This window comes from Polynucleobacter sp. HIN11, assembly GCF_030297675.1.
GTDB lineage: Bacteria > Pseudomonadota > Gammaproteobacteria > Burkholderiales > Burkholderiaceae > Polynucleobacter.
The window spans coordinates 1,226,241-1,246,113 of sequence record NZ_AP028142.1; the positions used below are offsets into that span (position 1 = coordinate 1,226,241).

Consider the following 19,873-nt stretch of genomic DNA (forward strand, 5'->3'; position numbering starts at 1 on the left):
AGAAAAATCACTGAGAAATCAGAAACTTTCACCTGAATTTCGGGGCTTGCGTGGGCCCTTGAACGGCTTACCCTTATTGGGTCGCCGCTGGCCCCCAGTGCTATTGCCCGCTGGGGCACTAAACCCACTGGCGTGATGAACTTTTTGACCCTTCGAGCGGGGTGAGCCCGATTTGCCTCCTCTGGAGTGCGAGGGTTTTTGCCCAAAGCCGCCGCGCCCTCCACCACCATTTGCACCTCGACCTTGACCAGGTAAGTGCGATACCCCATGCCCATGGTGGGTGGCTAGCGTGAGCGCCTCCTTGGATCCCCAATACGATACGGAGGTTTGCATGGGATCAGGCTGAAAATTCGGATCGCTCACTGGGTCCATTCGCGAGGATCGACCCTGAGACTGACCTTTATCTTTTGCCATATTCTGGGGCAGCTTCAGACCAGCCATCCGCATCAGTTGCGCCACGCTCTCCATCGGCACCTCTTCCCACTTCCCGCGACGCAAACGCGGTGGCAACATAAAAATACCGTAACGGGTTCGAATCAGACGTGACACCACATGACCAGTTGCCTCAAACATCCGACGCACTTCACGATTTCGCCCTTCGGTCAATGCAACTGAGTACCAACGATTCGCGCCATCACCACCGCCTTGACTCAAACGCAAGAAACGCGCCTGTCCATCATCAAGCGTGATACCTGTTTTTAATTGTTCGGCAGATTCCGCCGATAGCTCACCCAAAATACGCACCGCGTATTCACGCTCAACTCCATAACGTGGATGCATTAAGCGATTAGCAAGTTCTCCTGAGGTCGTGAAGAGTAACAATCCCTCGGTGTTGAAATCCAAACGGCCTACAGCAATCCAGCGGCCTTGGCGAGGTTTTGGTAAGCGATCAAACACGCTGGGGCGTCCTTCGGGGTCAGCCTGACTCACAATTTCTCCAGCGGGTTTGTGATACAGAATCACACGAGGGGGCTTCGTCGGGATCTTGCGATGCACGACCTTACCATTGATGCGAACAATATCGCTGGGGCCAACACGCTGCCCAATGTGGGCCGGCATGCTGTTCACTGAAACACGACCCTGAATAATCAGATCTTCCATCTCGCGTCGTGATCCCATGCCTGCATCTGCCAAGACTTTGTGAAGCTTAACCGTATCTTCATCATCCGCATCATCATCTAAACCATCGAGATCAGACCAGACCTCATCGCGCAAACTCAGGGGTAACTCATCAACGCTCGCAAATTGCAGACGCTCAAGATCACTTAAAGACTCAGGCTCCTCAGATTCCTCCTCGCCCGCCTTACCGGCACGCCGCTCAACACCAGCCTCATGCGATATCTCTGCAGGATCATCACGAACGGCCTCTACAGGCTCAGGGGCTTCAAGAGCAGCATCAAACTCCCCGGAGACCACAGCTGCAAATAAGGCCTCGGTCTCGGCGATTAACTCAGGAGAGGCTGATGCAGCTGCCTTCGGATTTTCATTTGCGGAACCTCCGGAGTGACGCTTATTTTTGTTGAACTTGCCTGGACGGGATTTGTTATTGAATTTATTAAACCGCCGCGGACCCCGATCTTTGCGTTGCTCACCACCCTCGTCTCGCGAAGTTGGGCCATCGGCTGTATCTGGGATGGCACTTACTTGGGAAGCATCGTTTTCAGGACTTGTCATTCTCAGAACTCTCAGTGGACGACTCAAGCGGAATAACGGTCTCCACCGTGGCATCGGCATCAAACTCAATTACGGCTTGTCCTAATGCTTCTGCGGATATGGAGCCATCCTCGAGCATTGGTAAGCTTTGCAAATCTTTTAGACCCAAATCGTCTAAAAATTGTTTGGTGGTGGCATAAAGGCCTGGTCGACCAATCGTCTCTTTATGACCAACCACTTCCACCCAGCCACGATCTTCCAACTGACGCATCACATTACTACTCACAACCACGCCACGCACTTCCTCAATTTCTCCTCGAGTGACAGGCTGACGATAGGCAATGATCGCTAAGGTCTCAAGCACTGCCCTTGAATACTTTGGTGGCTTTTCTGGGGTGAGACGATCCAAATACTCGCGCATCTGAAGGCGGCTCTGGAAACGCCAGCCCGTTGCAATGCTAACCAGCTCCATCCCCTTGTCTTGCCACTCTTTCTGAATTTCCAACAAAATATTCTGCAGGTCTGCATTAGCCAAAGGCGGATCCACAAAGAGTCGGCTTAGCTCATTCACCGTTAGTGGTTCTTGGGCGCAAATTAAGGCGGTCTCGATGACCCGCTTGTAGTGATCGTTATCCATATGTTGTATCAAACAGCTAGGCTGTTTAGAGGCTTATTCACAATCGTCAAAAAAGGTTGGGGTGTTTATGGACTGCGCCGGCATCACTCACAGCAATTCTTATTATGGGAAAAGGCCAGCGATCCAAGGAGGTCAAGTCGCTTGCGAAGCAATTTACACCTGTCACTCCATTATAGGGTAGGGTCAATACAATAGCCAAATGTCCTTATTTTCTCCAAATCGTCGCTTGTTTTTTCAAGGCTTAGGTCTTGCTGGAATCAGCACCCTCCCCGGGTGCAGCATGTTTCGTGACAGCCCTAAACCCCCAGTCATTGCACTGGTTCTTGGCTCTGGTGCTGCCAGGGGTTTTGCACATATTGGAGTAATTAAGGCCCTCGAGGCTCAAGGAATTCGTCCCAATCTCGTGGTAGGTTCAAGCGCAGGAAGCGTAATTGCCGCTCTATATGCCTCTGGTTATAGCGGACTGGAGCTCAATCGGATTGGGCTCAATTTAGATGAGGCAGCCCTTGCAGACTGGGCCTACCCCTTTGCCGGGCGCTTTGGTGGATTAATCAAAGGCGATGCATTGCAAAGCATGGTCAATCGCGAGGTCCAGAATCGATCCATCGAACAAATGACCCTGCCACTCGGAATTGTTGCCACGGAATTACAAACCGGTAAAGGCGTTCTCTTTCGTCGAGGCGATACCGGTCTAGCGGTGCGGGCATCCTGCGCTGTGCCCGGGGTCTTTCAGCCCGCACTGATTCAAGGACGTGAATATGTCGACGGCGGATTAGTCGCTCCCGTGCCCGTCCGTTATGCGCATGAGATGGGTGCCACTTTTGTGATTGCCGTCAATATTTCTTCCGATGCGAGCGCATTTAATGCCACGGGCACGCTTGGTTTATTGCAACAGACCATCAGCATCATGCAGCAGAGCATCAATCAATACGAGTTAGCAAAGGCAGATATTGTGATTACGCCTCAACTTAAGCAGATGGGAAGTGCTGACTTTAGAGCGCGTAACGCCGCTATCCTCGCTGGCGAGCTCGCCGCCCAAGAAAAAGTGGGTGAGATTAAAGAAAAGCTACGAGGATTGAAATAGGATTAAAGCTTACGTGGCTGAGCGCGTAACTTTTTTGCTTCCTGAATGAGGGCATTACGCTCAGCATTGCTTAACTCATCAGTTCCATCTAAGCGTCTCGCGCCATCAAAGCGCTTATCCCAATAGGCACTTGCTAAGTCATCAACTCGGACTGCTGAACCCTTTGATGGGGAGTGAATGAATTTGTTATCGCCCACATAAATACCAACGTGTGAAAAGGTGAGGCGCATCGTATTGAAGAACACCAAATCACCGGGCTCTAACTCCTCCCGAGAAATAGGCTTACCCACTTTACTCATTTGCGAGGACTTAGGTGGGAGCAAAAAACCCAATTTATCTTTAAACACAAATCGCACAAAGCCACTCGCGTCCAAACCGGATTGTGGCAAATCACCATTCCAGCGATATCGCACCCCAATTAATTGCATCGCCTCATTAATCAGGGCTTCGGTTTTGGTGGATACCGAATCCACCACCTGATGGGTAAAGCGTGCAAAGTAGGAAGAATTGCCCTCAATCCGAACTTCTGGTTTTGGGGCCTCTTTAGCTACTGTATCTGTAGCAGTGTTAGCACTGGCAATCGATACCAATCCACCCAAAACCATGGCGGTTAGGAATTGAAAAGGTAAACGGATCATGTGCTTACGAATAGGCATGAATGGATTCTAGCAAAACCGAACCAAAAGGGAAAGCAAGTTCATCCCGAATATTGATTCTTAAGTAATTGTTTTATATCGATTTTTATTTCTAGGTCAGCTCCGCCGCCTTAAATAATGCTTTGGTATAGGGCTCTTTGGGATCACGAACCATCGCCTCAGTCTCGCCATACTCCACCACTTCTCCAGAGCGCAACACCATGAGTTCATGTGACATTGCCCGGATCACCGCGAGATCATGACTAATGATGAGATAGGCAAGGTTGTACTTCTTTTGAAGTTCACTAAGCAACTTTAAGACCTGTTTTTGGATTGAAACATCCAAGGCCGAAGTGGGTTCGTCGAGTACCAGTATTTGTGGCTTCAGAATCAGTGCGCGCGCAATCGCAATTCGTTGGCGCTGCCCACCAGAAAACTCATGGGGATAGCGCTGGAGAGCGGAACGATCCAAACCAACTTCACGCAAGATCTCAACCACCCTGGTCTCCCGTTCGCCATAAGACAAATGCGGTTGATGAACACTCAAACCCTCGGACACAATCTCAAAAATAGTCATGCGTGGTGATAATGAACCAAAGGGGTCCTGAAAAATCACCTGCAAATGGGCGCGCATTGCACGACGCTCAATTGGAGTTAGCGTTGACCACGATTGATCCAAGACCGAGACATCACCCTCCACCTTGGCCCTTGTCTCTCCAAGCAATCCCAGAATGGCCATGGCCAAGGTTGTTTTCCCAGAACCAGATTCACCAATCACACCAATCGTTTGCCCTTGTTTGAGTTCAAGACTTAAGGGCTTGAGGACTTGATGGCGCTTCGCTTTACTAAACCAATCCCGCCAGCGCAAGCCACCACTAGCAAAATTGGATTGCGGGTAAGAGACACTTAATTGATGAGCGGTTAATAAAACGGGGGCCAATGGCACTACCGGTAGCAGTTCACGCTCAGGCTGACTGTTAACCAATTGCTCCGTGTAAGGATTCGTGGGGTGCGAGAAAACTTCATGCGTTGATCCAGCCTCCACCAGACACCCCTGATTTAAGACCCCTACCCGGTTTGCAAAATGCTTCACTAAATTGAGGTCATGCGTGATTAATAGAATCGCCATGCCACCCCGCTCTTTGGCCTCTTCTTGCAGATCGCGCAGTAAATCCAAAATCTGGAGACGCAAACTCACATCCAAAGCAGTGGTTGGCTCATCGGCAATCAACAAACGTGGTTTGCATGCCAACGCCATCGCAATCATGGCGCGTTGACGCTGACCGCCCGATAACTGATGGGGATAGGCATAAAAACGCTCTTCTGCTTGCGGGATCCCGGTTTTCTTCAGAAGCGTAATGGCAGTCTGGCGGCATTCCTCCAAAGGCATTAAGGGCTCATGCACCTGAACTGCTTCAACAATTTGATTGCCAATGGTAAACAAGGGATTGAGCGCGGTCATTGGCTCCTGAAAGATCATCGCAATCTCCCGCCCCCGAACCTCCCGAATACGCTCAATCGATAAATCTAATAGATTTTCTTCTGTGCCATCCTCGCGTTGCCAGAGAATCCGGCCCTGCAGACGAGCACCTTCTGGGGTGAGGCGCAGCGGCGCCAGTGCGGAGAGTGTTTTTCCGGAACCGGATTCACCAACCAAGGCAATGCGCTCACCTGGCGCAATGCTCAGATCGAGTTCACGAACTGCATACTTCTCTCGTCGCCCAGTACCAAATGAGATTGAGAGTTGCTCATAGCGCAATAAGCTCATACGCGCGCCCCTGTTAACGGGTTGCTCTTGCGAGAATCAAAGGCATCTCGCAATGCCTCGCCCATAAATGTTAATAAGAGCAAGGTGCCCCCGAGCACTACGAAGGTCGACACCGAAATCCACCAGGCATCAAGGTTTGCCTTACCCTGCGATAGCAACTCCCCCAAGCTAGGAGTTCCAGGAGGCACTCCCAATCCCAAGAAATCCAAACTCGTGAGTGACAGAATCGCCGCACTCATCCGGAACGGTAAAAAAGTAATGACAGGGGTTAAGCTATTTGGCAAGATATGCCGCCGCATAATCTGGGCATTTGTCAGTCCCAAGGCTTTGGCCGCACGCACATACTCAAGAGCGCGATTACGAAAGAACTCGGCACGCACGTAGTCGGATAAACCCATCCATCCAAATGCCGCTAACAAAATAATCAGTAAGAGCACGCTAGGGTTAAAGATCGAAGCAAAAATAATCAGCAGATATAACTCGGGCATCGCTGACCAAATCTCAATGATGCGTTGGGTAATGAGATCAAAGCGTCCCCCAAAAAATCCCATCAATGCGCCGGTGAGTACTCCAACCGCTACACCCACTGCAGTCAACGCGATGCCAAACAGAATGGATAAACGAAATCCATAGATGAGGCGTGCCAATACATCACGCCCCCGATCATCGGTACCTAACCAGTTCTCCGCCGAGGGTGCTGCTGGATTAGGCTCTTTGGCAAAGTAATTGAGGGTCTCAAAACTATAGGGGATGAGGGGGTAAATGGCCCAGTTCGATCCATCGGTAATATTCTTTTTAATATCCGGATCGAGATAATCGGTGCGCGTAGCAAAGTCGCCCCCAAAGACGGTCTCTGGATAATTTTTGACTAAGGGGAAATAGAACTTACCCTCGTAGCGCACCACTAAAGGTTTGTCATTCGCGATCAACTCTGCGCATAAACTCAAACCAAACAGGATCGAGAATATCCATAAGCTGACATAGCCCAAGCGATTCGCTTTAAAGCGCAGCCATTTACTCACGATCCACCCCCAGAGCCAAATTGGATACGGGGATCTACCAGCACATAGCAAAGATCAGAAATTAACTTTGTAATTAGGCCTATTAAGGTAAACAGATAGAGCGTGCCAAACACTACAGGGTAGTCTCTGCGCATCACTGCTTCATAGGAAAGTAAACCTAAGCCATCGAGAGAGAACAGGGTTTCAATTAAGAGTGAGCCAGCAAAGAAGGCGCCAATAAATGCGGCAGGAAATCCAGTGATCAGCGGAATTAAGGCATTCCGAAAGACATGCTTCCACAGCACCTTGTTCTCACTCACCCCTTTTGCTCGGGCGGTTAAGACATATTGCTTACGAATCTCTTCTAAAAAAGAATTTTTCGTAAGCATCGTAATCACTGCAAAGCTACCTAGCACGGACGCGGTGATGGGCAAGACCAAATGCCATAGATAATCCAACACTTTGCCAATCAAACTAAGCTCACTCCAGTTATCGGAGGTCAGGCCGCGCAGAGGAAAGATTTGCAGAAAACTTCCTCCGCCAAAGAGTACCAATAGCAATACCCCCAGGACAAATCCCGGGATCGCATAGCCCACCAAAATCATCGTGCTGGTGACGCGATCAAAACGCGTGCCATCGCGGACCGCTTTAGCAATCCCCAGGGGAATCGACACTAAATAACTGATAAAGAAAGTCCAAAGACCAATGCTGATCGAGACAGGTAGCTTTGAGATCACCAAATCCCAAACGCTTTTGTGTTGGTAGTAGCTTTGTCCCAAATCAAATTGCGCAAAGCGTTTGAGCATCATGAAGTAGCGCTCAAGCGGAGGTTTATCAAACCCATATAAGGCTTTGACTTGCTCAAGCCGTTCGGCATCCACCCCTTGACGTCCACGATAGGTCACGCCACCTCCCGAGGACTCACCACCGACCGCTGCATCGCCCTTACCCTTAAGTTCGAGCATCAGCTGCTCGACAGGCCCACCAGGAACAAATTGCACCACTGCAAAAGTCAGAGTTAAAACCCCAAGCAAGGTGGGGATCATGAGCAAAACCCGCTTAATGATGTAGATCAGAATCTCGGAGCTCATTTGCGCGCCTCCTGTAACCACCAGGTTGACAAAATCCATGATTCGGCTGAGTAATACAAGGGCGGATTGGGGTAGCCCATTTCTTTACGGTATGCAATGCGATGGGTTGGACTGTACCAATGCGGCACTACATAGTAGCTGTTCCACAGCACGCGGTCGAGTGAACGGGTTGCGGCTTGCAACTGCTCCCTCGTTTCAGCCCGCACAATCGCATCAATCAATGCATCCACGACCGGTGATTGCACGCCAATGACATTGTCTGAACCTCTCTCCTTGGCTGCCGCACTTCCATAGCGATCGTAGAGCTCGTTCCCTGGGCTCTGAGTGTCGGGAAAGCGAATGGTGGTCATATCAAAATCATAGTCATCCATCCGTTTTTGATGAAGTGCAAAGTCGCTAGTGCGAATATCTACCTTAATCCCTAACTTCTCCAGATTACGTACATACGCGGTCAGAATCCGCAGAAAGAACGGGCCATCTTCGACGATTTCAAATCGGAATACCTCCCCTTTTGCGTTACGAAGTGCGCCATCGCGATAGGTCCACCCAGCCTCTGCCAATAGCTCTTTCGCCTTGCGAAGATTGCTACGCAAACTACTGGGCGGTGTGGTACTCGGTGCTGGCGGCATTGCCCCAAACACCGCCTCGGGTACAAATTGAGGGTACTTCGCCTGTAAGGGTTTTAGGAGTTTGAGTTCAGCGGCGGTGGGCACGGTCTCACCCTCGTAGTTAGCACTCAAATCACTGTTCTGAAAATAACTTTCAATCCGACTGTATTGATCGTAGAAGAGTTGGCGATTGAGCCATTCGAAATCCAATGCATATCCAAGAGCTTTGCGAACTCGTACATCCTGAAAAATAGGACGACGCAAGTTCATCGCAAAACCCTGCATTCCAGCACCGTTGTGATTTGGAAATGCTTTTTTAATTAGGGTGCCATTATTAAATTTAGGGCCCACATAACTCTTCGCCCAATTTTTAGCGCGGTACTCCACAAGCGCATCAAACTCACCTGCTTTAAATGCCTCTAAGCGCACTGCATCATCGCTATACAGTTTGTAAACAATCCGATCAAAATTAAAGAATCCCACCCGCACATTCACCTTATTGCCCCAGTAGTTCGGGTTACGCTTGTAGATCATCGACTTACCTGCGCGATAGGACTCAATTAAGTAAGGGCCGCTACCAATTGGATGTTCAAAGGTAATCTTGTCAAAGGGAGTATGACTGCCGTCGGCTTTCTTGCCCCAGTTCTTAGAAAAAACAGGTATACCGCCGACCATCAAAGGTAACTCGCTATTGCGGGTCTTAAAGTCAAACCGAATCACGCGCTCCGATACCACCACCGCCTGTTTGACATCGGCGTAAATGGTGCGGTACTGCGGATTGGCAAGTTTACTCATGAGCGTATCAAAACTGTGTTTGACATCGTCAGCCAAAATCGGACTGCCATCGGAGAACTGCGCCTCGGGTCTTAAACGAAAGGTCACCGACATCTGATCTGGTGCTACTTTTATATCTTCGGCGATTAAGCCATAGACACTCGAGACCTCATCTGCACTGCTCACCGCCAATGACTCAAACATCAAAGCACCGATGCCAGGGGCAGTCACACCCCGCAAGGTGAAGGGGTTGAACTTATCAAAACTGGTGCGGCGGTCTGGATTGGGTAGCGTGAGTGTTCCACCGCGTGGCGCATTCGGATTGACATAGTCAAAATGGGCAAAACCATCGGCATATTTGGGTTTGCCATATTGCGCGATGCCCTGAGCGGCCTCAACTCCCAGAGGGAAAATGAGCATTGAGCACAGTAGCGTGATCAAAAGAGACCGCCAATGCGCCCCAAATTGGCTTGGTAATGATCGCAGGGGTAATTGGCTTAGCATATGCAACAATTGTAGATAGCAAATCAATTTTGAAGTAAAGGACTCATCATGGCTTATTTAAGCGGTAAACGCATCCTCATTACCGGACTCCTCTCCAACCGCTCAATCGCCTATGGCATTGCTAAGGCCTGCCACCGCGAGGGTGCAGAACTGGCATTTACATATGTGGGCGAACGCTTTAAGGACCGCATCACAGAATTTGCTAAAGAATTCAATAGCTCACTCATTTTTGACTGCGATGTGGGTAGCGACGAACAGATCCATGCTCTGTTTGAAGATCTTGGAAAATCCTGGCCCCAATTTGACGGCTTTGTGCACTCAATTGGATTTGCCCCCCGTGAGGCAATTGCTGGCGATTTTCTGGAGGGTTTGAGTCGGGAAGCATTCAAGATTGCACACGATATCTCAGCGTATAGCTTTCCAGCAATGGCAAAAGAAGCGCTCCCCATGTTAAGCCCGAATGCCGCCCTTCTTACCCTAACTTATTTAGGTTCAATGCGTAACGTTCCCAACTACAACACCATGGGGCTAGCCAAAGCATCCCTCGAGGCATCGGTTCGTTATTTAGCAGGCTCACTGGGACCCAAAGGTATTCGGGTCAATGGTATTTCAGCTGGTCCGATTAAAACTCTGGCCGCCTCGGGCATTAAAGGGTTTGGAAAAATTCTAGATGCCGTTGAAAAAACGGCTCCTCTGCGACGCAATGTGACAGTGGATGATGTTGGTAATGCAGCCTCATTCTTGCTATCTGATTTAGCCAGCGGTATTACCGCTGAGATTATTTATGTCGACAACGGCTTTAGCCAAGTGGTTGGTGGCATGGATGAGGTTTAGAAATCACTTCCTCAGATCAATCTCTGCCACAAATACCGCTAAGAGAGGCATTAGCGTACTGGCTCAAGCTCGGGTTTATTAGTTTTGGCGGGCCGACCGCTCAGATTGCCATGATGCATGATGAGCTTGTCGAGAAAAAACGTTGGATCTCCGAGCGTCGTTTTTTGCATGCCCTTAATTACTGCATGCTGCTACCTGGCCCAGAGGCTCAGCAATTAGCTACTTATTTAGGTTGGCTGATGCATCGAACCTGGGGTGGCATTCTGGCGGGCACCTTATTTATTCTGCCCTCGCTCTTGATTCTGATTGCGCTCTCATGGATTTATCTGGAGTTTGGTCAAACCCCTTTGATTGCTGCGCTGTTTGAGGGAATCAAACCGGCGGTGACCGCGATTGTGATCGTGGCGGTCATCCGCATTGCAAAACGCAGCATTCGTCACGCCATACTGGCCTGGCTTGCCTTCCTATCCTTTATCGCCATCTTTGTTTTTAATGTTCCATTCCCACTCATTATTGTGAGCGCAGGACTCTTTGGATTTTGGTTAGGTCAACGCCACCCATCCCTGTTTGCGCATCAGGCCCACACACCATCCCATTGCAGCGACTCTGGTATTCAAGCTCTCATTGGTGATCACACCCCTACTCCAGAGCATGCTCGCCATAATGCAAGTCGTCTTTATCGACATTTAAGCATTGGGGTTTTATTGTGGCTCATCCCACTAGTCGTTTTGATTCTGATTGAGGGTTGGAGATCGCTCTATCCACAATTGGCTTGGTTTTTTACCAAAGCAGCATTCCTAACCTTTGGGGGCGCGTATGCAGTCCTGCCTTACGTCTTTCAAGGTGCTGTAGAACATTACCAATGGTTAACAGCCCCACAAATGATGGATGGCTTGGCCTTGGGTGAGACCAAACCAGGGCCGCTCATCATGGTGGTTGCTTTTGTGGGCTTTCTGGCAGGGTTTGCTAATGACACGGTCTTGGGTGGCCTCGGTTTTTGGGGAGGAGTACTGGGGGCTTGCGTGGCGACCTGGTTTACTTTTTTGCCATCGTTCTTATTTATTTTTTTAGGTGCCCCTTTGATTGAATCAACCCACGGTAATTTACGCTTTACCGCACCACTGACCGCGATCAGCGCAGCGGTGGTTGGTGTGATTGCCAACCTTGGGGTGTTCTTTGCCTATCAGGTATTTTTTCCGAAGGGCTTCTCGGGTGGTTTATCGGTATTTGCACTTCTCATTTGTTTGGCGTCTTTAGTTCTGATGCTACGACTCCAATGGGGTGTCATTCGTACCTTAGGTCTAGCGGGACTTTTGGGTATTCTGTTTGCTGCCAATGGTGGGCTGTTTTCCTAGATATTGATCGATAAGCCTGATGCCAAACTTGGCATAATGGTGTCATGAGAATCGACGAAGCCACACTATCCCATCTCCAAGAGTGGATTGGTAAATCCGAGCGTTATCCAGATCAAGTGACCGCCGCACCTTACCGCGCTCTTTCTGCAACCCTCGACCGCAATGATCCCGAGCCAAAACCGGGTATCTTTTTGCCAGAGCTATGGCACTGGTTGTATTTTTTGCCACATCCTCAACAGTCCGAAATTGGTCCGGATGGTCATGCCAAGCGCGGAGGCTTCTTGCCACCCGTGCCACTGCCACGTCGCATGTGGGCCGGTGGTCGACTGCGTTGGGTGGGTGAACTGCAAATTGGTGATGCGATCGAGCGCGTATCCACGATTAAGTCGGTCACTCACAAATCAGGACGAACTGGTGATTTGCTGTTTGTCCTGGTTGAACATCAAATCTCCAATCAAAAAGGGCTTGCTTTAACTGAAGAGCATGACATTGTGTACCGAGCAGCCCCAAGTCCTGATGAGAAACCACCAGCTCCAACACCCGCCCCTCGCGATGCGCAGTGGACCAAGGTGATTAATCCCGATCCAGTTCTTTTGTTTCGTTACTCCGCACTCACCTTTAATGGACACCGTATTCATTACGACCGCAGTTATGTCACCCAAGAGGAAGGTTACCCAGGTTTGATCGTGCACGGCCCTTTGATCGCCACGCTCTTAGTGGATCTAGTTAGAGAGCATCACCCCAGCAGAAAGCTGCAATCCTTCGAGTTCAGAGCAATTCGTCCAACTTTTGACATCCATCGCATGAAAGTGAATGCCGCGTTAGATGGTGATGATCCGAGCGGTCAAACCTTGCGGGTCTGGGCAGAAGATCATGAGGGTTGGCTAACGATGCAAGCCAAAGCAGTATTGAGCAAATAGCGATGACAACTCATTACTCTGCTGAACTTGCGTGCTTTGCAAGCCAATTGCAATTTGAAGACATTCCCGAAGATGTCATTGCACGAGCGGAAGATTTATTAGTCGATTGGTTTGCTTCTGCGATTGGCGGCAAAGGTGCAAAACCAGTTGAGATCATTACGCAATTTGCCCAATCGATGGGACCAGTGTCACAACCTGCGGTTGCCGGATCTGCAGAAATCATTGTGTCGCGCTCGATGTCGAGTCCATTTCTGGCGTGCTTAGCCAATGCCGCAGCATCGCATGTCGTTGAACAAGACGATGTTCATAACGGCTCGGTCTTTCATCCAGGAACCATCGTATTTCCAGCGGCATTAGCGCTTGCGCAGGCCAAACAACTGAGTGGCCGTGAGTTCTTAACCGCTGCTGTGGTTGGCTACGAGGTCGGCATTAGAGTCGGTGAGTTCTTGGGCCGCTCCCACTACAAAATTTTTCATACTACGGGTACCGCTGGTACCTTAGCGGCTGCCGCAACTGTCGGTCGTTTGCTCAAATTGAGTCCGGAGCAAATGCTGCATGCCTTTGGTTCGGCTGGTACGCAATCGGCTGGCCTTTGGGAGTTCTTGCGTGATGCTGCGGATTCCAAGCAGCTGCATACTGCGCATGCCAGCGCCACTGGCCTGATGTCCGCCTACTTGGCACAAGCTGGATTTACTGGTGCCCAGAAAATACTCGAGGGCGTTCAAGGTCTTGCAGCAGGCACATCAACCGATGCCAATCCTGAAAAATTAATTGATCGACTAGGCTCGCGTTGGTGTTTGGCGGAGACCTCGTTCAAATATCATGCCTCGTGTCGTCATACTCATCCCGCAGCAGATGCTTTATTGCAAGTGATTCAGAAACACGCTGTGCAGATGAATGAGATTGACCGCATCGAGACCTTGGTCCATCAGGGCGCGATCGATGTTCTTGGACCCGCTAGTGAGGCAACTACCTTACATCAGTCCAAATTTTCAATGGGCACGGTTCTAGCGCTAATTTGTAAATATCAATTTGCCGGTCTCGATGAGTTCGCTAAACACTTTCATGATCCCGAGATTCGTGCCCTACGTAATCGGGTGAGTATGGTTTTAGATCCCGAGGTTGATCAAGCTTATCCGCAGCGCTGGATTGGTAAGGTCAAGGTCTATCTTAAAAATGGTCGTATTTATGAGGGTCGCGTCGATGAGCCTAAAGGTGATCCAGGCAATACGCTTTCGCGAGCGGAAATCCAAGAAAAAGCTCTACGTTTAGCTGCGTTTAGTGGTGGTGCTACCGAACCTGAAATGCGCAAAGCCATTGCATTGTTATTCGATATTCGTCGGGCAAGTGCTGTCCCGTTTATTTTTTCTAAATAAGGATTGCTGCCATGAACCTCCCCCACTTACCGCTAAGTGATGCATGTTGCTTCTTGTTTGTTCCAGCTAATCAACCGGAGCGCTACAGCAAAGCATTTGCCAGTGGAGCGCAAGGCGTCATCATTGATTTAGAAGATGCGGTTGGTCTAGACGACAAGCCCAAAGCGCGCGAACTACTCAAACAACATTGGTCATCGATTCCAGACTCTGATAAAGAGCGGCTGGTGGTCCGTTGTAATGCACCAGGTTCACCGTTTTATGCAGCGGATTTGGTATTACTCAAAGAGTTGCAAGCACCATGCCTGATGATCCCCAAAACGGAGACGCGCGATCATATCAATGGCGCTGCCGAAGAGCTCCCCAACACCGCATTCATTCCCATGATCGAGACCCCGCTGGGCCTACATCATTTGAATGACATCGCAAGTTCGCAGCAGGTATTACGGCTTGCGCTCGGCAACTTTGATATGCAAGTTGAGCTTGGCATCAGCTGCGATGAGAATGAAACGGAACTAGATACCGCCAGATTTATGATGACTTTGGCCTCTAAATTAGCGCAGATAGCCCCACCAATCGATGGGGTTACTCAATCGACGACCGATACAGCTCTTATTTTTGCACATGCACAAAAAGCTAGACGCTTTGGCTTTGGCGCCAAGTTATGCATTCATCCGAAGCAAATACCTGTTGTGAAACAAGCATTTACTCCCAATCCCCAAGAGATCGACTGGGCCCAACGGGTGATTGCAGCAGATCAAGCCTCTGGGGGGCAAGCCGCCAAGGTGGATGGCAAGATGATTGATCGGCCAGTTGTCATGTTAGCGCGCCGCATCCTAAGTTTGGCTGGTAATCCCTAGGTTTGCCGCCACAAAACCATGGCAAAATGGCGTTTGCTTTATCCCTAACGGAGACTTTTGAATGAACTTGAAAAAACCTTTGAATGCATTACTTGCTGCGGTGATGGGTGCTGGTGTGTTGTTAAGCGGCACTGCAAACGCACAAAAATACCCTGATAAACCAATTAGCCTCGTGGTCCCATTTGCTGCTGGTGGCCCAACCGACACCATTGCTCGTCTATTGGCAACCCAAATGAGTAAATCCTTGGGTCAATCGGTTGTTGTTGAAAACGTTCCTGGTGCAGGTGGTACTGTTGCTTCTGCAAAAGTTGCCAAATCCAAACCCGATGGTTACACCATTTATATCCATCACATGGGTATGGCTACTGCTCAAGCTCTATATGACAAGCTTCCCTATGACCCCCTCAAAGACTTTGAGTACATCGGTCAAGTTGCTGACGTACCAATGGTGCTCTTAGGTAGCAAAAACTTCCCACCTAACAACTTCAAAGAGCTTGAGGCCTACATTCGCGCTAATAAAGACAAGGTGACCATGGCTAATGCAGGTCCTGGCGCCGTATCTCAATTGTGCGGATTGATTTTTCAGAGCCGTTTGGGTGTGCGCGTGACAACCGTTCCTTACAAAGGTACAGGCCCAGCCTTGACTGACTTAGTTGGTGGTCAAGTTAACATTTTGTGCGACCAAACCACCCAAACCATTCCGTTCATTAAAGACGGCAAGGTGAAGGTCTATGGCGTAACCACTCCTAAGCGTCTTTCCGCCCTCCCCAATGTTCCAACCTTGGATGAACAAGGCATGAAAGGCTTTGATGTGAAGGTATGGCATGGTATTTATGCTCCCCTTGGCACACCAAAACCAGTTCTAGAGAAACTTAATGCTGCTCTCAAGAAGGCGTTGACCGATCCTGATCTGAAGGCTCGCTTGGATTCCTCGAACATTGATATCGTTCCCGTTGCGAAGCAAAACGGTGAGTCGCTGAAAGCTCACTTGGATGCCGAGATCAACCGTTGGGGTCCGATCATTCGTAAAGCCAACATTCCTGATTAATTTGTTGGACTTTCAATGATTCCAAGGCCGGTGCAAACCGGCCTTTTTATTTGGGCATTAGCCAAACATCCGACCGCGTTTGCGACGCGCCATCAGACTTGCATCGATGCCCCATCCATCCAGATCATTTTGTTTGGGTCTGCCCCAAATCACCCATCGAATACTTAATCCAATTGCCCAGGCAGCGAGAAACGGATCTAAGAGGTAATCCCATAAATTATTCGACTCATGCCAGTGAATGGACCAAGCAATCACGGCAATCGATAACATCAGAGCTTCCCAGGAGTGCTTGGCAAAGAAATAAATTGCGGCGATCAACAAAACAGTTCCTGCAAAAACGCTAGAGTGGTAACCCCAAGCGTAGGGGTCAAAAAAGGTAAGTCCCAAAGCAAATGGATAAAACAGGATAGCTATCACTGCAATCAGTATTGGGGTCACGCTTGCGATTCGAAATGCACTCCATCCACTCCATGTAAATAAGATTAGCAACAGACTCAAAATACTCAAATCGCCAGTCACGCCACGAATGTAAGCCGCAAACGGTAAGTTCCAAGGTGCACCAATTGCAGCGAATGGGGCCAATAAAACGAGTGATGCAATGGTGACAAAGAACAAGCCCGCAATCAAGCCATGAGCCTTATTGAGTATGGAGCGAACTAGATGTAAGCCAATAATGCTCGTCACAAGACTGATCTCGATGAGCGGCAGCTGATGAATGAGGGTAGCCAAGGTCATGGGGTTTGATCCGTTTCTGCTTTTACATGCTGGAGATACAACTGTAAGTTACCAGCATCCCAAAGAATCGACTTAATTCGCTTGCGATTCCAGGTATAGACCAGCAAGACTTGGCCTTGTTGATTCAGACTCATATAGGGATAGGAAAACTCTTCCTTGGGGTTGGTCATTGAGGCCGTCTCATCCTCAAGCACGGCAATCGTCTTCCATGGAGAGTAGTTGCTCTTAGCTGGCTGGCTGCTATCTGCTTGTGTCTGGCCGGACCATGACGCGGCGAGGACCAAGCGATGACGTCCGTGTTCTAAATCATTAAAGACTATCAAACGAGTTCGATCCGATAGCTCCACTCCAGTGATGGCTGCATTCGGATTGGGTAGACCCAAGTCAGGCGCTAACTCCCAACGCTCACCAGCGCTTGCGGTATAGCTCACCGGAATTTGCTTGGCGCCCGTTCGACGAGCTTGACGAAAATAAGCGCTCGCATGCTTGGCATCATCAATAAAGACAATGGGTTGCAAAGTGCCACGGCCCGAGGTCATGCGTCGTTTATCAAGCATTTGACCACTCGGATCAAGCCGCAATAACTCTCCGTATTTACCAATCCACTCGTGATAGACCGGCATTCCCATGGTGCCGTCGGCAAACAAAAATCCAGAACCCTTCACTAGGGTACTGAGGTTAATTAAGGGTGTAGTGATGAGACGTTTTGGGCCAGTCCAAGTCAATCCATCATCATCCGAATGCATCACACTGATGGAGCTACCAGCCCAACCGCCGATCGATACCGCTACCACATAAAGTTGTAATTGCCCATTGATATTGCGCATGGGCACAGGATTACCAAGCTTGGCAATGTATCGTCCGAGACTTGCTTGCGCGCCCTCTCGATCGAGGACCACGCTCGCTGGACCCCATTGCTTGTTTGTTGAATCCCACACCGCACTCTGAATCACCACATCGGCCGCGCCCTCTCGCGAACCAGCAAACCAAAACGCACGCCAGTTTCCGTCTTTTAATGGAATGACACTTGCCGCATGCACCGAGGGTCTTGTGGTATCAGGTAACCACTCCGCTAAGCCCTGCAATGTGGGTGCATTAACGATGGTCTTCGTTTTCGATGGGCTTGGAATGGACGATAGGATTGGATCGGTATTGGTTGACTCGCTAGGAACTTGAAAATCAGCCCAAGCCGGATGATCGTCCAACTGAAAATACGCCATTGCGATCGCAACCACTAAGAATACAAATGCCAACACCCGCATCATCGACATGCATCTTTCTCGGTGGAGGTATCTTTACCGATATTGAATGGGGCAAAAACGATGTACTCTTTCACAAAGAGATTGTCGCTCACTTGGCCCAACAGCATCGCCTTAATCTCATCAGACGAGTGTCGGGCACGCATCTCAAGGCGCTCACCAATCACCTCACAATCGGGGCATGGGGCAAACTTGTTATTCACCGGAGCCTGAACTGCAAAATAGGCATAGCGATTAGCCAACTGGGTAAGATTTTTAGCCTCGCTCGCGGGATAGCCCTTGATTTCAGCGCCTGGAATCAAAAAGCGATACTCCTCATCCTTAGCCCGAAAGTCGCAAGGGAACCACACCGTTTTACCCTGGAGTGCAGCAATGGTTTTGGCATCAAACCGCCCTGCCACGCCATCGAGCGGCATGATGCTGCTACTTAAACTCAGCATGGTCATAAAACAAGCCAGTAATGTTGCTGTCTTGGTAAACCGAGCCTGAACTAGCCCAGCTAGAACGATGCCGATTGCACCAAGTATTAAGAACCAATGCCATACGGGATAGGACCAAAGATGGATGTTCCAAGAGAGCCATGCTAAAGCCACCAAGACAATGCCCTGCAATACCAAGCCGATCCATAAGGTCCAGCGATTGAGTTGCTGCCAATGAATAGCCAGTAAGATCGCAATCGCTGGCATGATCGGTAGCAGATATCGGCCTGAGCGCTGACTTGGAAGAGAAAAGATAATGAAGAACACTGCAATCCAAATCCATAGTAACTTCTCTTCGGTGCTCATTGGCTTGCGATCACGGATTGCCAGATAAAAGAGGTTGAATACCGCGAATGTTAAAAATCCGGCATTAGCTACTCCCGTCACTAAGAGCATGCCTACACTATCACCACTCCAGACGAAGTCTTTTAAATAACTCGTATTTCTGGCTGCGAACTTACCTGCATTTTCACCAATGACGAACTCATTCCAGATCGCCAGCGGGTCCGGATCCAACACAAACCACAGTGCAAATAAGCCTAATGCAATCAGGCCAATCGAGATCACTTTAAGGAGGTCACGCTGAATGCATTCCATCACCCGACGATCGCGCCATTGCCAGTACCACAGGGATAATACGAGGCAGGCAGGAACAATGTAGGCCACCGATTTATAAAGCAATGCGCAACCAAAGGCAAAGCCTGTGATTAATGGGAATAAGAATCTAGAGTCAGCCAGTCTTTTGCCAACGATGAGTAACAGAAAAAATGGAAGGGAGAGCCAAAAGATCTCTGGGGGCTCGGCCAGGTAGGGGCGCCCATAGCGATAGGTATTAAAAAAGGCAAGCCAAATGATGCTGGCCAACACTCCAACCGAGCGATTTCTACTAATCGCTATTGCACTCAACCCAATTAGGAGGGCTGTGAGTGCGGTGTACACCAAACTGGGCCAGCGCAAATTAAATAGCGACCATGCATTGCCATGCTCGCTTGAGAGCATGCCCTGCCAGAACAACAATGGCGGCTTGGTATTTTTAATACCGATCATTTCTGATTGCAGCGGCAACCATGCATCGGATGCATTGGTCATGCGGACAATATGGGTATAAGGGTATTCATCGCCATTCTTGGGAGCAAAGCGACTATCAACCCCATACAGATAAGTAATGCATGCTAGAACGAGCCCAAACAGAATCGACGGAATAGAAATGGGCGTTTGCATAGTCGCTAGTTTATTAGTCTGGCGTATAGGCCTC

The 19,873-nt window shown here is 49.5% G+C and carries 17 protein-coding genes; 7 read left to right on the top strand and 10 right to left on the bottom strand.

The genetic code is table 11. The annotated features are described in order from the left end of the window. Positions 1-18: 18 nt before the first annotated feature. On the bottom strand, positions 19-1,674 hold the full coding sequence (locus QUE60_RS06415; RefSeq protein WP_286226454.1) for a pseudouridine synthase: 1,656 nt from the start codon (positions 1,672-1,674) through the stop codon (positions 19-21). Next, positions 1,661-2,290, bottom strand: a complete 630-nt coding sequence (scpB, locus tag QUE60_RS06420; protein ID WP_286223263.1) for an SMC-Scp complex subunit ScpB — start codon at positions 2,288-2,290, stop codon at positions 1,661-1,663. The genes QUE60_RS06415 and scpB overlap by 14 nt, the downstream gene beginning before the upstream one ends. A 199-nt stretch (positions 2,291-2,489) precedes the next feature. Here scpB and QUE60_RS06425 point away from each other — a divergent pair, with 199 nt between their 5' ends. After that, positions 2,490-3,374 (top strand): patatin-like phospholipase family protein, encoded by an 885-nt coding sequence (locus QUE60_RS06425; protein WP_286226455.1) that lies wholly within the window; start codon positions 2,490-2,492, stop codon positions 3,372-3,374. 2 nt (positions 3,375-3,376) lie between these two features. On the opposite strand, the gene QUE60_RS06430 is transcribed toward QUE60_RS06425, so the two are convergent. The 5 genes from QUE60_RS06430 to QUE60_RS06450 all read right to left on the bottom strand — a co-directional run bounded on the left by QUE60_RS06430 (position 3,377) and on the right by QUE60_RS06450 (position 9,671). Next, positions 3,377-4,030, bottom strand: coding sequence for a C40 family peptidase (locus tag QUE60_RS06430; protein WP_286223265.1), 654 nt, complete (start codon positions 4,028-4,030; stop codon positions 3,377-3,379). A gap of 91 nt (positions 4,031-4,121) precedes the next feature. Next, positions 4,122-5,777, bottom strand: a complete 1,656-nt coding sequence (locus QUE60_RS06435; protein ID WP_286226456.1) for an ABC transporter ATP-binding protein — start codon at positions 5,775-5,777, stop codon at positions 4,122-4,124. After that, positions 5,774-6,799 carry an ABC transporter permease gene (locus QUE60_RS06440; protein WP_286226457.1) on the bottom strand — a complete coding sequence of 342 codons (1,026 nt, stop codon included), beginning with the start codon at positions 6,797-6,799 and terminating at the stop codon, positions 5,774-5,776. The genes QUE60_RS06435 and QUE60_RS06440 overlap by 4 nt, the downstream gene beginning before the upstream one ends. Next, complete coding sequence (locus tag QUE60_RS06445) at positions 6,796-7,857, bottom strand: microcin C ABC transporter permease YejB (protein WP_286224750.1); 1,062 nt, start codon at positions 7,855-7,857, stop codon at positions 6,796-6,798. Before QUE60_RS06445 ends, QUE60_RS06440 begins: the two co-directional genes overlap by 4 nt. A gap of 8 nt (positions 7,858-7,865) precedes the next feature. Further along, a complete protein-coding gene (locus QUE60_RS06450) occupies positions 7,866-9,671 on the bottom strand; it encodes an extracellular solute-binding protein (RefSeq protein WP_286226458.1) in 1,806 nt (601 codons plus the stop codon). Between the two features lie 132 nt (positions 9,672-9,803). Between QUE60_RS06450 and fabI the strand changes: the two genes are divergently transcribed. The 6 genes from fabI to QUE60_RS06480 all read left to right on the top strand — a co-directional run bounded on the left by fabI (position 9,804) and on the right by QUE60_RS06480 (position 16,145). Beyond that, entirely contained in the window at positions 9,804-10,589 is a 786-nt protein-coding gene (gene fabI / locus QUE60_RS06455) for an enoyl-ACP reductase FabI (protein ID WP_286225033.1), read from the top strand. A 32-nt stretch (positions 10,590-10,621) separates the two neighbouring features. Beyond that, positions 10,622-11,944, top strand: coding sequence for a chromate efflux transporter (gene chrA, locus QUE60_RS06460; protein ID WP_458574808.1), 1,323 nt, complete (start codon positions 10,622-10,624; stop codon positions 11,942-11,944). A gap of 44 nt (positions 11,945-11,988) precedes the next feature. Further along, positions 11,989-12,864: an HTD2 family dehydratase gene (locus QUE60_RS06465; RefSeq protein ID WP_286223270.1), complete on the top strand. Its 876-nt coding sequence runs from the start codon at positions 11,989-11,991 to the stop codon at positions 12,862-12,864. Positions 12,865-12,866: 2 nt separating this feature from the next. Next, positions 12,867-14,240, top strand: coding sequence for an MmgE/PrpD family protein (locus tag QUE60_RS06470; protein WP_286226459.1), 1,374 nt, complete (start codon positions 12,867-12,869; stop codon positions 14,238-14,240). Positions 14,241-14,251: 11 nt separating this feature from the next. Then, complete coding sequence (locus QUE60_RS06475; RefSeq protein ID WP_286226460.1) at positions 14,252-15,097, top strand: HpcH/HpaI aldolase/citrate lyase family protein; 846 nt, start codon at positions 14,252-14,254, stop codon at positions 15,095-15,097. Between the two features lie 61 nt (positions 15,098-15,158). After that, positions 15,159-16,145, top strand: coding sequence for a Bug family tripartite tricarboxylate transporter substrate binding protein (locus QUE60_RS06480; RefSeq protein ID WP_286223273.1), 987 nt, complete (start codon positions 15,159-15,161; stop codon positions 16,143-16,145). A gap of 57 nt (positions 16,146-16,202) precedes the next feature. Here QUE60_RS06480 and QUE60_RS06485 read toward each other — a convergent pair whose 3' ends face one another. The 3 genes from QUE60_RS06485 to QUE60_RS06495 are packed head-to-tail and all read right to left on the bottom strand — an operon-like array spanning position 16,203 to position 19,839. After that, a complete protein-coding gene (locus tag QUE60_RS06485) occupies positions 16,203-16,880 on the bottom strand; it encodes a hypothetical protein (protein WP_286226461.1) in 678 nt (225 codons plus the stop codon). Then, positions 16,877-18,151, bottom strand: coding sequence for an exo-alpha-sialidase (locus QUE60_RS06490; RefSeq protein ID WP_286226462.1), 1,275 nt, complete (start codon positions 18,149-18,151; stop codon positions 16,877-16,879). Before QUE60_RS06490 ends, QUE60_RS06485 begins: the two co-directional genes overlap by 4 nt. Next, positions 18,142-19,839 (bottom strand): ArnT family glycosyltransferase, encoded by a 1,698-nt coding sequence (locus tag QUE60_RS06495; protein WP_286226463.1) that lies wholly within the window; start codon positions 19,837-19,839, stop codon positions 18,142-18,144. The genes QUE60_RS06490 and QUE60_RS06495 overlap by 10 nt, the downstream gene beginning before the upstream one ends. Between the last annotated feature and the right edge of the window lie 34 nt (positions 19,840-19,873).